12 protein-coding genes are annotated in these 14,452 nt (G+C 65.1%); 4 read left to right on the top strand and 8 right to left on the bottom strand.

The features are described from left to right. Positions 1 to 21 precede the first annotated feature (21 nt). From ACN9MW_RS21760 to ACN9MW_RS21750, 3 genes are read left to right on the top strand one after another with little or no spacing between them, the layout of a single operon-like run. Entirely contained in the window at positions 22 to 1,629 is a 1,608-nt protein-coding gene (locus tag ACN9MW_RS21760) for an FAD-binding oxidoreductase (protein WP_426162613.1), read from the top strand. Next, on the top strand, positions 1,626 to 3,392 hold the full coding sequence (locus ACN9MW_RS21755) for a glycerol-3-phosphate dehydrogenase/oxidase (protein ID WP_426162612.1): 1,767 nt from the start codon (positions 1,626 to 1,628) through the stop codon (positions 3,390 to 3,392). The genes ACN9MW_RS21760 and ACN9MW_RS21755 overlap by 4 nt, the downstream gene beginning before the upstream one ends. Beyond that, positions 3,389 to 4,951 carry an FGGY-family carbohydrate kinase gene (locus tag ACN9MW_RS21750; RefSeq protein WP_426162611.1) on the top strand — a complete coding sequence of 521 codons (1,563 nt, stop codon included), beginning with the start codon at positions 3,389 to 3,391 and terminating at the stop codon, positions 4,949 to 4,951. The genes ACN9MW_RS21755 and ACN9MW_RS21750 overlap by 4 nt, the downstream gene beginning before the upstream one ends. Positions 4,952 to 5,044: 93 nt before the next feature. Here the strand turns inward: ACN9MW_RS21750 and ACN9MW_RS21745 are convergent, their stop codons facing one another. After that, positions 5,045 to 6,406 carry a diguanylate cyclase domain-containing protein gene (locus tag ACN9MW_RS21745; RefSeq protein WP_426162610.1) on the bottom strand — a complete coding sequence of 454 codons (1,362 nt, stop codon included), beginning with the start codon at positions 6,404 to 6,406 and terminating at the stop codon, positions 5,045 to 5,047. A gap of 270 nt (positions 6,407 to 6,676) precedes the next feature. Here ACN9MW_RS21745 and ACN9MW_RS21740 point away from each other — a divergent pair, with 270 nt between their 5' ends. Continuing rightward, the gene (locus ACN9MW_RS21740) at positions 6,677 to 7,480 is read left to right on the top strand and encodes an SPFH domain-containing protein (protein WP_426162609.1); all 804 of its coding nucleotides are present in this window, start codon (positions 6,677 to 6,679) and stop codon (positions 7,478 to 7,480) included. 33 nt (positions 7,481 to 7,513) lie between these two features. On the opposite strand, the gene ACN9MW_RS21735 is transcribed toward ACN9MW_RS21740, so the two are convergent. The 7 genes from ACN9MW_RS21735 to ACN9MW_RS21705 all read right to left on the bottom strand — a co-directional run bounded on the left by ACN9MW_RS21735 (position 7,514) and on the right by ACN9MW_RS21705 (position 14,406). Next, on the bottom strand, positions 7,514 to 7,981 hold the full coding sequence (locus ACN9MW_RS21735; RefSeq protein WP_426162608.1) for a hypothetical protein: 468 nt from the start codon (positions 7,979 to 7,981) through the stop codon (positions 7,514 to 7,516). Between the two features lie 2 nt (positions 7,982 to 7,983). Further along, positions 7,984 to 9,276 carry an esterase/lipase family protein gene (locus ACN9MW_RS21730; RefSeq protein WP_426162607.1) on the bottom strand — a complete coding sequence of 431 codons (1,293 nt, stop codon included), beginning with the start codon at positions 9,274 to 9,276 and terminating at the stop codon, positions 7,984 to 7,986. A 118-nt stretch (positions 9,277 to 9,394) separates the two neighbouring features. Further along, complete coding sequence (locus ACN9MW_RS21725) at positions 9,395 to 10,651, bottom strand: esterase/lipase family protein (protein ID WP_426162606.1); 1,257 nt, start codon at positions 10,649 to 10,651, stop codon at positions 9,395 to 9,397. A gap of 15 nt (positions 10,652 to 10,666) precedes the next feature. After that, positions 10,667 to 11,860: a PLP-dependent aminotransferase family protein gene (locus ACN9MW_RS21720; protein WP_426162605.1), complete on the bottom strand. Its 1,194-nt coding sequence runs from the start codon at positions 11,858 to 11,860 to the stop codon at positions 10,667 to 10,669. A gap of 19 nt (positions 11,861 to 11,879) precedes the next feature. Next, a complete protein-coding gene (locus ACN9MW_RS21715; RefSeq protein ID WP_426162604.1) occupies positions 11,880 to 12,338 on the bottom strand; it encodes a RidA family protein in 459 nt (152 codons plus the stop codon). A gap of 68 nt (positions 12,339 to 12,406) precedes the next feature. Next, a complete protein-coding gene (locus ACN9MW_RS21710) occupies positions 12,407 to 13,264 on the bottom strand; it encodes a DMT family transporter (RefSeq protein ID WP_426162603.1) in 858 nt (285 codons plus the stop codon). Positions 13,265 to 13,428: 164 nt separating this feature from the next. Beyond that, complete coding sequence (locus tag ACN9MW_RS21705) at positions 13,429 to 14,406, bottom strand: threonine dehydratase (protein ID WP_426162602.1); 978 nt, start codon at positions 14,404 to 14,406, stop codon at positions 13,429 to 13,431. Positions 14,407 to 14,452: the final 46 nt, after the last annotated feature.

Genomic DNA, 14,452 nt, shown 5'->3' with positions numbered 1-14,452 from the left:
AAGTATAACAAGGGATTGCATATGAAACGATGGAACGGTTGGGGCGAGGAGACGGTCGAATTCCCACTGCATGATGAGGCGCTGGCATTCCTGGCCAGCCGCATCGGCCCCGGCAAGCCGGTGCAGGACGCCAGCTTTGACGCGGCATGCGCCTCGCTTGCCGGATCGCGCCTGCCCGCGCACCCCATGGTCGATACGACGCCGGCCACCCGCCTGCGCAACGCGCTGGGACAAAGCCTGCCGGACTGGCTCAAGCTGCGCTATGGCCGCATCGGCAGCGCGCCCGATGGCGTGGCTTATCCGGAAAGTTCGCAGCAGGTGCGCGAATTGATCGGCTACGCGCAGCTGCATGGCGTGTCGCTGATCCCCCAGGGTGGCGGCACCAGCGTGGCGGGGCACCTGACCGCGCCGGCCGGCGGCAGGCCCGTACTGGCGGTGAACATGACGCGCATGGGGCGCTTGCACAACCTGGACAAGCAGTCCCAGCTCGCCACCTTTGGCGCCGGGGTGCTGGGCCCGGACCTGGAGGCGCAACTGCGGGCGCACGGCTATATGCTCGGCCATTTCCCGCAATCGTTCGAATATTCGACCTTGGGCGGCTGGGTCGTGACCCGTTCATCCGGCCAGCAGTCCTTGCGTTATGGCCGCATCGAGCAGCTGTTCGCCGGTGGCGTGGTCGAGACGCCGAAGGGGCGGCTGGACATCCAGACTTTCCCGGCCTCCGCGGCCGGGACCGACTTGCGCGAGATCGTGCTCGGCTCCGAAGGCCGCATGGGCATCCTGACCGAGGCGACGGTGCGCGTGAGCGCGCTGCCGGAGTACGAGGCCTTCCACGCCATCTTCTTCCCCGACTGGGAACGCGCCGAAGCAGCCGTTCGTGCGCTGGCGCAGGCGCGCGGCGGCCTGTCGATGCTGCGCCTGTCGAACCCGCTGGAAACCGTGACCATGCTGGCGCTGGCCGGCCACAAGCGCCTGATTGGCCTGCTGGAAGGCTGGCTGAAGCTGCGCGGCTGCGGCGAAGGGAAATGCATGCTGATGATCGGCGCCAGCGGCTCGCGCGCGCAAGCCCGCGCCGCCTTGCGCAGCGCCATCGCGGCCTGCCGCGGCTTCAATGGGGTGCACGTCGGCCGCCGCATGGGCGACAAGTGGAAAGAAGGGCGCTTTCGCAACGTCTACCTGCGCAACGCGGCCTGGAAGCAAGGCTATGTGATCGATACGGTGGAGACGGCGGTCGACTGGCCGCGCGTTTCGCTGATGATGCGGGCGGTCGAAGCGGCGGCGACGGGCGCCCTGGGCGCAATGGGCGAAAAGGTGCATACCTATACCCACCTGTCGCACCTGTACGCCCAGGGCGCCAGCGTCTATACGACCTTTGTCTACCGCCTCGGCGGCGATTTCGAAACAGACATGGCGCGCTGGCGTGCGCTCAAGCATGCGGTCAGCATGGCGATTGTCGACAACGGCGGCACCATCAGCCACCAGCACGGGGTGGGCAGCGACCACGCCCCTTATCTCGCGGCGGAAAAGGGGACGGCAGGCATCGCCGCCATGCAGGCACTGTTCTCGCACTTCGACCCGCAGGGCATCATGAATCCCGGCAAGCTGCTGCCGGCGGAGCAGGCGGCATGAAGCCGGCCTCAGGCCACGCCGGGGCGAGCGGCGCGCCGCACTGGAAGGCGGCCGGCCGGGGGCAGGTGGCCGCGTTGCTGGCGCAGCAATGGGATCTGCTGGTCATTGGCGGCGGCATTACCGGCGCCGGCATCCTGCTTGAAGCGTCGCGGCGCGGCCTGCGGGCCTTGCTGGTCGAGCAGCGCGACTTTGCCTGGGGCACGTCCAGCCGGTCGTCGAAGCTGGTTCACGGCGGCCTGCGCTACCTGAAGGAAGGGCAGTTTGCACTGACCCGCGAATCGGTCCACGAACGCGATGCGCTGCTGCGCGATGCGCCAGGGCTGGTGGAGCCGCTCGGCTTTGCCTTTGGCGACTACGCCGGCCGCAAGCCGGGCCGCCGCGCCTTCCTGCTTGGACTGGCGATCTATGACCGCATGGCCGGGCAGCGCGCCCGCCACTATTTCGGCGCACAGGAATTCCTGGCGATGGCGCCGCATATCCGCACTGAAGGCCTGCAAGGCGGCATCTGCTACCAGGACGCCAGGACCGACGACGCACGCCTGGTCATGCGCGTGCTGCAGGAAGCGCAATCGCACGGCGGTGTCGCGGTCAACTACTGCGCGGTGCAGTCCTTGCTGCGCGATGGCGCCGCGGAGGCGAAGGCCGCTGCCGGCCCGGCGCTGGTCGTCGGCGCGGCGATCGCCACGCTCGGCGCCGAGGTGTCCAAAATGAACATGGCGGCCGGCGCAGCGAGCGACCACGTGGCGGGCAATGAGGCCGGGCGTGTGCGCGGCGCCCTGGTGCGCTGCGCAGTGAGCGGCGCGATGCACGAGGTGCGCGCCGAGCTGGTGGTGAACGCCACCGGCGCCTGGGCCGCCCGCCTGCACGACAAGCCGGCCGCGCGGCTGCGGCCCTTGCGCGGCAGCCACCTGGTGCTGCCGGCCTGGCGCCTTCCGCTGGCGCAGGCGATCAGCCTGATGCACCCGCACGACGGCCGCCCGGTCTTCGCCTTCCCATGGGAGGGGGTAACGATCGTCGGGACCACCGACGTCGACCACCGCAGCGACCTGCAGCAGGAAGCCGCCATCACACAGGAAGAAACCGATTACCTGATGGCAGCGCTGCACGACCAGTTCCCAACGCTGGCCATTACGGAGGCCGACGTACTGGCCACCTACGCCGGCGTGCGCCCCGTGATCGACACCGGCAAGGCCGACCCCTCGAAAGAAGCGCGCGACCACGTGCTGTGGCAGCAGGACGGCCTGCTGACCGTCACCGGCGGCAAGCTCACCACCTTCCGCGCCATCGCGCTCGACGTGCTGCGCCACGCCGCGCAGCAACTGCCGCACTGGCAGGCCGATCTCGGGCCGCACGCCATTTTTGCGTCGCCAGCCAGCCCATGGCCCGCCGCCGGAGCAGCCAGGCCATGGCAGCTTCCGCCGGGCCAGGCAAGGCGCCTGCAAGGACGCTACGGCGCGCAGGCCGAGGCACTGGTAGCCGCCGCGCAGGAAGGGGAACTCGAAGAAATCCCCGGCACCGAAACCCTCTGGGCCCAATTGCGCTGGGCGGCGCGCCACGAATCCGTGCAGCACCTGGAGGACCTGATGCTGCGCCGCAGCCGCCTTGGCATCCAGCTCGCCAACGGCGGCGCCGCGCTGCTGGGCCGCATACGCGCCATCTGCCAGCCGGAACTAGGCTGGGACGACCAGCGCTGGGCTGCCGAAGAAGCGGCATATCTGGCATTATGCCGGTCAAACTACAGCCTGCCGAAAGCACGCGCATGAGCAAATACCTTCTTTCCATCGACAATGGCACGCAAAGCGTGCGCGCGCTGCTGTTCGACCTGCAGGGCAATCTGGTCGCCAAGACGCAAGTACACCTGCAGCCGGCCTACCACGCCGAGCAGCCCGGCTGGGCAGAGCACAAGGCAGAAGGCTACTGGGACGCCGTGTGCGCCGCCTGCCAGCGCCTGTGGACCGTCACCGACATTCCGCGCAGTGCGATTGCCGGCGTGGCTGTCACTACCCAGCGCGGCACCGTGGTGGCCGTCGACAGCGAAGGCAAGCCACTGCGTGCCGCCATCACCTGGCTGGACCAGCGCCGCACCGAACAGGTGCCGCCGATAGGTCCTTTGTGGACGGCCGCCTTCAAGCTGGCCGGCGTGGACGGCACCATCGACTACTTCCGCCGCGAAGCGGAAGTCAACTGGATCAAGGCCCACCAGCCCGGCCTGTGGGACCGTACGCATAAATTCCTGCTGCTATCGGGCTACCTGAATCACTGCCTGAGCGGCCGCTTCGCCGACTCCGTTGGCTCGCAGGTAGCCTACATGCCGTTCGACTACAAGCGCCACGCCTGGGCCGGCGCGCGCGACTGGAAATGGCAGGCGCTGGCCGTGCGCCCCGACCAGTTGCCCGAACTGCTGCAGCCCGGTGAAATCATCGGCACCATCAACGCCCGCGCCGCCGCCGCCACCGGCATCCCCGAAGGAGTGCCGCTGGTGGCGGCCGCCGCCGACAAAGCCTGCGAAGTGATCGGCGCCGGCGGCCTGGAGCCGCACATCGGCTGCCTCAGCTACGGCACCACAGCCACCATCAACACCACCACCAGCAAGTACGTCGAAGTCACGCCGTTCATACCGCCTTATCCAGCGGCCATTCCAGGCGCCTACAGCACCGAGGTGCAGATCTTCCGCGGCTACTGGATGGTCAACTGGTTCAAGGAGCAATTCGGGCACCTCGAACAATCGGCAGCGATGGAGCAGGGCATGCCGCCGGAAGCGCTGTTCGACCGGCTGGTGAATGAAGTACCGCCAGGCTCGATGGGACTGATGCTGCAGCCATACTGGAGCCCAGGCATCAAGGTGCCCGGACCGGAAGCAAAAGGCGCCATGATCGGCTTCGGCGACGTGCACACGCGCGCCCACATGTACCGCGCCATTCTCGAAGGCCTGGCCTACGCCTTGCGCGAAGGACGCGAACGCATCGAGAAGCGCAGCGGCACCAGGATCACCGAACTGCGCGTGGCCGGCGGCGGCTCGCAAAGCGACGCCGCCATGCAGCTCACGGCCGACATCTTCGGCCTGCCGGCAGCGCGCGCCCACGTCTACGAGACCAGCGGCCTTGGCGCCGCCATCGCCGTCGCAGCCGGCCTTGGCCTGCACCAGGACTTCCACAGTGCGATCAACGCCATGACGCGCAAGGGCCGCGTCTTCCAGCCCGATCCCGCGCACCGCAAGACCTACGACCAGCTCTACCACCGGGTCTACCTGAAGATGTACAAACGCCTGCAGCCGATGTACGCCGAAATCGCCGCAATCACCGGCTACCCCGAAAAGCTTTAAAGCAGAAAGTCGGGGTCAGGTCTGGCAATCCGCCATAAAAGGCACGTACGTGCCTTTTATGGCGGATTGCCAGACCTGACCCCGACTTTCAAATTAGCGTTTGGCGAGGGCGGCGCGGGCGGCTTCGATGGCGGTGGTGGGCGGCCGGGTGGCGCGTACCTGGTTGCGTCCGTCTTCCTTGGCCGCGTACATGGCGCGGTCGGCGGCGACGAACAGCGATTCGATATTGTCCGTCGGCGTGGGGCACAGGGTCGCTACGCCGATGCTGACGGTGATGTGCGGCGAGGTGACCGAGCGCGGGTGCGGGATGTGCAGCGATTCCACGTGGGTGCGGATCGATTCGGCCATCTGGAAGGCGGCATCGGCGTCGGTTTCGGCAAACAGCAGGACGAATTCTTCACCGCCGTAGCGCGCTGCCAGGTCGGTTACGCGCAGTGCGTGCGCGCCGATTGCCTGCGCTACCTGCTGCAAGCAGACGTCGCCCTGGGCGTGGCCTAGCGTGTCGTTGTACAGCTTGAAGTGGTCGACATCCAGCACCACCAGCGACAGCGGGGAACCTGTGCGCATGGCGCGCTGCCATTCCTTTTCGAGGAAGGAGTCGAAATGGCGCCGGTTCGCGATTTTCGTCAGCGGGTCGATCATGGCTGCGCGCTGCAGCGCATCTTCCGACAGCTTGTGGTGGGTGATGTCGTGCAGCAGGCCGATGAACAAGGGCTGGCGCAGGAACATCGGCGTCAGCGTCAGGTCCATGCATACCGACTTGCCGGTGCGGTGGCGGATGATCACTTCGCGCGTGCCGTGGCTGTGGGCCGCTTCCGGGTTGGCGGCGTAGCGTGCAAAGTATTCGAGGTATTCGTCTGCTACCAATGGATTCAGCAAATCCGAAATCGATTTGCCGGCCAGTTCATGCGACATATACCCCAGGTACTGGTCGCAGGCCGGGTTGGTGAACTGGATGCGGCCATCGGCTTCGATGATCAGCAAGCCTTCCGCCATGTTGTTGACGATCGTGCGCAGGCGCTCCGATTGTTCCTGCTGCGTTTCGGTGGCGAAGCGGATCTGCAGCTGCGTGCGCACCCGCGCGCACACTTCGGCCATGCGCAGCGGCTTGCCGATGTAGTCCACTGCGCCCAGTTCGAAGCCGGTCACCACGTCTTCCTGTTCGTTGCGGGCGCTCATGAACAGCACCGGAATGTCTTCCGTGGCCGGGTGCGATTTCAGGTGGCGGCAAGTCTCGAAGCCGTCCATGCCGGGCATGATGACGTCGAGCAGGATCAGGTGAGGGTGGACGCGGCGCGCGATTTCCAGCCCGCGCTCGCCGGAGTTGGCGACGTACGTTTGGTAACCCTGCTCGACCATCAACTTGCGCAAGACCGAGAGGTTGTCCGGCGCATCATCAACAATCAAAATCACGGCGTCACGCCGTGGCGAAAAGCTGGTACCGCCTTGATTCATGCTGACTAGGGGTGAGTAGGATATGGGCTTGATGATACCGTGTTGCCAATTGGAATTGTAGAAATTCAAGGAAGGTTTTGCCTAAAAAAGACGTTGGCTTGTTGATAGTTGGTGAAAGTTTCCGGCGAGCTAAGGAAAGTTGTGACATTTGGTGTATATCCGAACACTTCCGCTAGCTCTTTGGCAACGGTAATCCTGGCGATATTTTCATGGTTTTTATCTGTCCGGAAAGCAATAGAATGGCGCTTCTTTCAACTCATCGAGATCGCCATGAAAAAACATACACTCCTGCTGGTTCCTGTCCTGCTTGCCGCAGCCGCCCTGTCCGGCTGCAAGGTGATCGACACCGGCGAGGTGGGCTTGCGCGTCAACTTCGACAAGACCGTGGAAGCCGAAGAGCGCGTGGCGGGCAGCTTCAACCAGACGATCGTCGGCTCCATCCTGACCTTCCCGATCAAGGATGTCAGCGTCGACGTGCGCGACCTGATGCCGCTGGCTGCGGACAATTCGACCATGAAGGATTTCGACCTGGCCGTGATCTACAACATCACGCCGTCGGCGGTGTCGGACCTGTGGGTTAACAAGAGCCGCTCCTTCCACACGCAGGATGCCAGCGGCGACATCTACCTGATGCACGCCTACATTTACCAGACTGCGCGCAACGCAGTGTACAAGGTCGCGCGAAAGTATGAAGCACTGAACATGAACGACAACCGCTCGCAGATCGAGGAGGAGATCCAGGCCACCATGATCGCGACGCTGAACGATGAAAAACTGAACGGCATCACGATCTCGCAGGTACGCGTGGGCGGCATGGTTCCCAGCGATGCGGTCAAGGCCAGCGCCGACAACCTGGTGCGCGCCAAGAACGAGGAGAAGACCAAGGAGGTCGAGGTGCAGATCGCGAAGAAGGAAGCCGAGCGTATTGCAGCGCTTAACGCCAATGCCGGCGCCATCTCCTACATGCAGGCACAGGCCCAGATGAAGATCGCGGAAGGCATTGCGGCAGGCAAGGTGCAGACTGTGGTGATTCCATACGACTTCAAGGGCATGGTCAATATCACCAGTAAATAAGACAGTGCGCCCGCGCTTGCGGGCGCACTGTGTTTACTGTCGCAGGGTGGGCGCGGCGTAGGCGGTCGTTCGCGCCAGTTCCTCGCGCGTGAAGCTGGCGCGCGCGTCGTCGCAGCCGATGTTGGCTGCGCATGCTGCCTGCAGGGCTTCCAGACGCTGGCGCCAGTTTGCTTCGGCTGCTTCCATGCGGGCCAGAGCTTCCACTTGTTCGGCTGGCAGCCGCTCGCTGCGCAGGCGATGGACTTCCTGTTCGCCCTTGCCGGTTCGACGCGCCTCACGCACGGCCGATTCGACGCCTGCAACGGCAGTCGTGGTGCTGGCTGTCGGGGCTGCACTGCGCGGAGCCGCCGGCGCGGGCTGGGCAAGCGGGGCGGAAGCGGCACTGCCAGTGGCGGTGGCCGCTGGCGGCGTAGGCAGGGAAGCAGGCGAGGGCGCAGGCGCGCCAGCCCGCCACAGTACAGCCGCCAGGGCGATCGATGCGATGCCTATCGTAGCGCGCACGTTCACAGGCCACCAATGATGCTGAGCAGGTTGTCGTAGATCGGGTACACCGCCCACGTCGGCGAATCCCACCCGATCACGTCGAAGTGGTCGTACTGGTCGTAGTAGCCGATATAGTTCCAGCTGCCCTTGACCGGTGCGCCGTCGAAGTTGCGCTGCGGCTGGCTGGAAGGTCCGCGCATCGAGACGGTATTCACCACGCCATCGTTCGGATACCACTCGGGCGAGCGGTAGGAGCCCATGCCATGCTGCAGGATCGAAGGCACCACCCATTCGCCTGCAGTGTTCTTCAGGAAGAAGATCATGTCGTTGCGGGCGTACTGGTAATCGCTGCTCTGGAACGGCGCGATCACGCGGTCGGTGTTGTTGCAGCACCAGTGGCCTTGCTCCGTGGCGCGCGAGCCGATCGAGAAGTAGTAGACGTTGGGCGAAGTCTTCACCCACCCATTCAATTGGGCTGCGCCGTCGGGCGCCAGGTCCCATTGCGCGGCATCGTGATTGGACAGCTGCCAGAACGGGGCGCCGCGCGTGCGGTCGATGAAGTCCCCGATCGATTCTGCCGGCCCCTGCGCCAGACCGTATTGTTCTAGCCGGAACTTGTAGCCGCTGCCGCCGGAGCCGCCCAGGCCCGCCACTTCGACGATGCTGCCCGCCAGTTCGGAAACCTTCGGCACGAACTCAACCACCACGTCGCGCAGCGTGGTGCCGTTGTGCGGCGAGGAGATCGACGTCGCGCTCTTGACCCAGCCCACTTTGCCGCCTGTGTACAGGGCGCCGCTGCCTTCCGTGCCGGCGCCGTTCGGCGCGCCGTTTTCCAGCAACTGGATCAGGGTGCGGATGGTCTGGCCGCCCTGGCTGTGCGACACGAAATGCAGCGGGTGCTGGGCATCCCATTGCGGGTACAGCGCGACAGGGTAGTTGTTTGGATTGTTGGCCGGATCGGCGGCCCAGCATTTTCCGGCCGGTTTCTGGATGTGGCCGGCGGCGGCATGGTCTGCGGCATGGCGTGCGCCATAATCGGCGCAGCCGCCCTTGATCTGGTAATACAGTTCGACCGCGCGGTCCCAGTTCGAGCTGACCGGCCCCACGCCGGCAGTGAACACCGGCCGTTGCGTGCCCCGGATATGCGCGGCGATGTCGTTGAACCCGCCCCAGTACTTGAAGCCCGTGGCGGCGAATGTCTCCGGCCCGAAGCCGAGGAAGCCATGCACCAGCACGACCGGGTCGCTATTGGCTGCATGGGCGGAGGAGGCGGCCAGGCAGGCGGCCAGGGTGAGGCTCGGTAGCACTTTCATGCGGTTGTCTCCCGTGGTTTTTTGTGTGATTCATTTCACCACGGGGCGATTGCGCACGGTTGCGGCATAACCGTGCCTGCGGAGCCAATCGCAATGCACGGCGAGCCAGCAGGCCCGCTTACTCGACTTTGGAAAGGATGGCCATCAGCTGGTCGTACATCTTCAACGCGGCCGAAGGCTTGGCATCCCAGCCGATGACATCGAAGTGGTCCATGCCTTGCATGGTGCCGATATGGTTCCACACGCCTTTGACCGGTGTTCCGTCCAGCGCCTGGATCTTGCTGCCCTCGGGGCCGGCCATGCTGATGGTATTGACCACGCCGTCGTTGGCAAACCAGCGCTGGTCGGTCGGCACGCGTCCGGGCGCCGCCTGCCTGAAAGAACCCATGCCGGGATGGCCGAACGACGGCATGACCCATTCGCCCGCCATGCCCTGCAGGAAGAAGATCATGTCGCTGCGCGGGTACTGGAATTCCTTGCCAAAGAGGCTGAGCGATTCAGTGGCCTGGGCGCTGAAGGAAAAATAGTAGACATCCGGCGAAGTCTTGACCCAGCTGTTCAATTCGCTGGCGCCATCCGGGGCCAGGTCCCATTGCGCGGAGTCGTGGTTGTTCAGGTTCCAGAACGGGTGGCCGCGCGTGCGCTCGAAGAAGTCGTCGATTGATTCGGCCGCGCTGGCCTTCATGTTGAACTGCTCCAGGCGGTACTTGAAGCCGGAGCCGCCGGAGCCGCCAGCGCCGGTCGCCTGCACGGCCAGGCCGGCCAGCGTCGAAGCATCCGGCAGCCAGTCGATCACGATATCGCGCAGCGTGGTGCCGTTGTGCGGCGTGGCGATGGAGGTGGCGCTGATTACCCAGCCGCGCGCGCCGCCGTTGCCCAGAGTGCCCTGGTCCATCAGCTGGATCAGGGTGCGGATGGTCTGGCCGCCCTGGCTATGCCCGACCAGGTGGATCGGGTGCGCGGCATCCCACTGCGGATACAGCGCGAGCGGATATTTTTCAGGATTATTGGACGGATCGGCCGCCCAGCATTTGCCGGCTGGCTTCTGGATATGCCCGGCGGCTGCGTGCTGCGCCGTGTGGCTGGCGCCGTAGTCGGCGCAACCGCCCTTGAGCTGGTAATACAGTTCGACGGCGCGGTCCCAGTTCGAACTGACCGGCCCCACGCCGGCGGTGAATACATCGCGCCCGCTGCCGGCCCTGATGTGCTGTGCGATATCGTTGAAACCGCCCCAGTAGCGGAACGATCCGCCAAGCGTGGCGTGGTCGAAGCCGAAGAAGCCGTGCACCAGCACCACAGGAGGCTTGCCGTCGGCGGCGTGTGCGCCGCCGACGGCAAGCCATGCTGCGAGGATGAACCCCGGTATGAACTTCATCCTGCGCAGCAGGGCTTACATGCGGGCTTTGATCAACTTGCCCAGCACTTCAATGCCGGCGCGGATGCGCTCTGGCGGCACGGTCACGAAGGACAGGCGCAGGGTGTTGGTGGCTGGCTCGTTGGCGTAGAACGGTGCGCCCGGCACGAAGGCGATCTTGTTCTTGATTGCTTCGTCCAGCAGTTCCATCGCGTTGATGTGCTTTGGCAGCTCGACCCAGATGAACATGCCGCCGTCCGGCTTGGTCCAGGTGGCTTCTTTCGGGAAGTGCTGGTCCATGGCGTCCAGCATGGCCTTGCACTGGTTGCCGTACAGTTCGCGGATGGTCGGGATGTGCTTGTCCAGGAAACCATCCTTCACCACTTCGTGCACCACCATCTGGGTCAGTTGCGCGGTGTGCAGGTCGGCTGCCTGCTTGGCCAGCTCCAGGCGGCGAACCATCGGCAGCGGAGCCACGACGTAGCCCAGGCGGATGCCAGGGGTCAGCACCTTGGAGAAGGAACCCATGTAGATCACGCCTTCCGGATTCATGGCGACCATTTTCGGGCTAGGCTGGCCGGTATAGGACAGCGCGCCATATGGATCGTCTTCGATCAGCGGCAGGTTCAGGCGGGCGCAGGTCTCCACCAGCTCCTGGCGGCGCGCAACGGACAGCGAGCGGCCGGTCGGGTTCTGGAAGTTAGGCAGCGCGTACAGCAGGCGCGCGCCGTCGGCGATCGCGTCCAGCGACGACGGCACCAGGCCATGTTCGTCGGTGGCGACAGAATGGAAGTCAGGACGGTACACCGAGAACGCTTGCAGCGCGCCCAGGTAGGACGGGGTCTCCACCAGCACCTTGCTGCCTTCGTCGATCAGCACCTTGCCGATCAGGTCCAGCGCCTGCTGCGAACCGGACACCATCAGCACCTGTTCCGGAGCGATCTTGGCGCCGTTCTGGGACAGCGAATCGGCGATCCATTGGCGCAGCGGCATGTAGCCGTCGGTCGGGCCGTATTGCAGGGCGACTTTGCCGTTGGTCGACAGCACCTTGTCGAAGGCCGCTTGCATGATCTCCACCGGGAAGGTGGCAGGCGAAGGCAGGCCGCCGGCGAAGGAGGTGATTTCAGGCTGCTGGGTGACCTTCAGGATCTCACGGATGAAGGATGCCTGCATGCCCTTGGCACGCTCGGAGAAGTTCCATTGCAATGGGTTCTGGTTCTCGATTTTCATATTCAATCTCTAGCGGGGGTTAAGCGATTTCGGCGATCAGTTCAATTTCAACGCAGGCGCCAAGCGGGATCTGCGCCACGCCAAAGGCGGAGCGTGCATGCTTGCCGGCGTCGCCGAACACTTCGCCCAGCAGCTCGGAGCAGCCGTTGGTGACCAGGTGCTGTTCCGTGTAGTCAGGGGTGGAATTCACCAGGCTCATGACCTTGACGATGCGCTTGACGCGGGTCAGGTCGCCGCCGCAAGCGGCCTGCAGGGTGCCGATCAGGTCGATGGCGATGGAACGCGCTGCCTGTTTGCCTTCTTCGGTCGCGATATTCTTGCCCAGTTGGCCGACCCATGGCGCGCCGTCTTTCTTGGCGATGTGGCCGGAGATGAACACCAGGTTGCCGGTTTGTACGTACATGACGTAGGCGGCCGCCGGGGTGGCCGGCGCAGCCAGCGTGATATCGAGCGACTTCAGTTTTTCGTAGACAGACATGTGATTTCCAAGAAAAAAGGTTCCGTGAAGGTGCTATTGTACTCTGCACGTTGCCGAATTCGTCACGGTCAACGGGCCACTTTCATGCGTTTTCCTGCGCCGACGACGGCAATTACGGCAAAAGTGAACAGAATATGCTCAATATGCAAAGTTTCGTTCAGGACCACGGCGGCGGCCACCAACGATAGTCCGGGCTGGGCCAATTGCACCTGGCCGACCCGCGCCACGCCGCCCAGCGCCATGCCGCGGTACCAGAAAAAGAAGCCGATGAACATGGAGAACACGGACACGTAGCTGAAGCCCAGCCAGACGCTGGCTGGTGCGGCAGCAATACTGTTCCAGTCGCGCCACAGCAGCCACGCGGTGGCCGGCGCGGCCAGCGGCAGGGACAGCACCAGCGCCCAGCCGATCACTTGTTCGCCCCCCATGGTTTGCGACAGGCGGCCGCCTTCGGCATAGCCCATGGCGGCCAGCGCCACGGCCGCGAAGACGGCCAGGTCGGCGGCGTGCAGGCCTGCGCCCGATTGGCGCAGCGCGAAGCCGACCACCAGGGCGCTGCCGGCGGCGGCCATGCACCAGAAACCGGCCGAAGGGCGTTCGTGGCCGCGCAAGGCCGCGAACAGGGCGGTTGCCAGCGGCAGGATGCCGACCAGTACCGCGCCGTGCGAGGCGGGCAGGGTGCGCATGGCGATGGAGGTCAGCAGCGGGAAGCCGATGACGCAGCCGATGGTCACTGCCAGCAGGGTTGGCAACTGGGCGCGTGCCGGCAGCGGGGCGCGCTTCCAGCGCAGCCAGCACAGGGCCAGTACAGCGGCCGCCACGGCGCGGCCCATGGCCACGAAAACCGGATCGAGGCCGGCCACGGCCAGGCGGGTGAAGGGCAAGGTCAGGCTGAAGATGGCGACGCCGATGAAGCCCAGCAGCATGCCGCGGCTTTCGGCGCCTGAAACCGGAAATTCGGTGTCAGACCCACGGGGTCTGACACCCGCCCGCAGCCGCCGCGTTGCCGGTGCCTGATTCTGCGGGTCAGGCACCGGGGTACCGGTTTGGCAGTCAACTTCCCACGAAGGCCCATCATGTGAATACGGCGTCATGGCAGCACCTCTGACAGCACCCGCATGATCTTCTCCGCATCCACATTGGCTCCTGTCAGCGGCAAACCCACCCTGCACCCCGCCACGCGCGGATCGTGCTTGAGGCGCAAGGCCGCCGCCAGCGCCGCCGCCCCTGCGCCCTCGGCGAGGTTGTGCGTGGCGCGGTAATACAGGCGGATCGCACGCGCCACTTCCTCATCGCTGACGGCAACCACGTCATCGGCATAGCGCCGCACGATCTCCAGCGAACCCGCATCGGGCGTGCGGCAGGCCATGCCATCCGCCAGTTCCGTGGTGGTTGGCGCCTCGCAGAACTGGCCGCTACGGAACGATTCCATATAAGCCGGTGCATGGCTGGACACCACGCCGATCACGCGGGTGCGCAGGCCGAGCGCCTCGCGCGCCGCAACTGCCGCGCAAAAGCCGGACCCCTGGCCGATCGGCACGAACACGGTGTCCAGGCCGGGCTGTGCATGGAAAAGCTCCATCCAGTAGCTTGCCACGCCCGCCACCAGGTCGGCATGGCAGGACGGCACCATATGCAAGCCCTGCTTGCGCGCCAGCGACAGCGCATATTCCCGGCTGGCCTGGAAATCGTCGCCGTACTCGATCAGGTCCGCGCCCAGCCCGCGCATGGCAGCATTCTTTTCGGCGCTGTTGCCGTTCGGGACCACGATGGTCGATTTCACGCCATGGCGGCGCGCGGCAAAGGCAATCGACTGCCCATGGTTGCCGCGTGTGGCCGACACGATGCCTGCCACGCCAGGTTCGCGCTTCAGCAGTCCATCCAGGTAGACCAGGCCGCCGCGCACCTTGAAGGCGCCCGTCGGTGTATGGTTTTCATGCTTGACCCAAGCTTCGGTGCCCAGCGCCTCGTTCAGCAGCGGCCAGGAAAACTGCGGCGTGGCAGGCATGGCGCCGTAGACGATGGTGGCGGCGGCGTCGAGTTCAGCACGGGTTGGCAGCAGGTTCATGGCGCAGGCTCCTTTAATCACTGGATATTGGCGGGGGATGGGTGTA

Source organism: Pseudoduganella sp. R-34, assembly GCF_049904655.1.
GTDB lineage: Bacteria > Pseudomonadota > Gammaproteobacteria > Burkholderiales > Burkholderiaceae_D > Rugamonas.
This window is presented reverse-complemented; position numbering and strand designations above follow the sequence as displayed.

Excerpts from the sequence above, each read along its gene's own strand:
- ACN9MW_RS21720 (WP_426162605.1), bottom strand. The coding sequence starts at position 11,860 with ATGAAAATCGAGAACCAGAACCCATTGCAATGGAACTTCTCCGAGCGT.
- ACN9MW_RS21705 (WP_426162602.1), bottom strand. The coding sequence starts at position 14,406 with ATGAACCTGCTGCCAACCCGTGCTGAACTCGACGCCGCCGCCACCATC.
- ACN9MW_RS21760 (WP_426162613.1), top strand. The coding sequence starts at position 22 with ATGAAACGATGGAACGGTTGGGGCGAGGAGACGGTCGAATTCCCACTG.
- ACN9MW_RS21740 (WP_426162609.1), top strand. The coding sequence starts at position 6,677 with ATGAAAAAACATACACTCCTGCTGGTTCCTGTCCTGCTTGCCGCAGCC.
- ACN9MW_RS21745 (WP_426162610.1), bottom strand. The coding sequence starts at position 6,406 with ATGAATCAAGGCGGTACCAGCTTTTCGCCACGGCGTGACGCCGTGATT.
- ACN9MW_RS21725 (WP_426162606.1), bottom strand. The coding sequence starts at position 10,651 with ATGAAGTTCATACCGGGGTTCATCCTCGCAGCATGGCTTGCCGTCGGC.
- ACN9MW_RS21710 (WP_426162603.1), bottom strand. The coding sequence starts at position 13,264 with ATGCTGCTGGGCTTCATCGGCGTCGCCATCTTCAGCCTGACCTTGCCC.
- ACN9MW_RS21715 (WP_426162604.1), bottom strand. The coding sequence starts at position 12,338 with ATGTCTGTCTACGAAAAACTGAAGTCGCTCGATATCACGCTGGCTGCG.
- ACN9MW_RS21750 (WP_426162611.1), top strand. The coding sequence starts at position 3,389 with ATGAGCAAATACCTTCTTTCCATCGACAATGGCACGCAAAGCGTGCGC.
- ACN9MW_RS21755 (WP_426162612.1), top strand. The coding sequence starts at position 1,626 with ATGAAGCCGGCCTCAGGCCACGCCGGGGCGAGCGGCGCGCCGCACTGG.
- ACN9MW_RS21730 (WP_426162607.1), bottom strand. The coding sequence starts at position 9,276 with ATGAAAGTGCTACCGAGCCTCACCCTGGCCGCCTGCCTGGCCGCCTCC.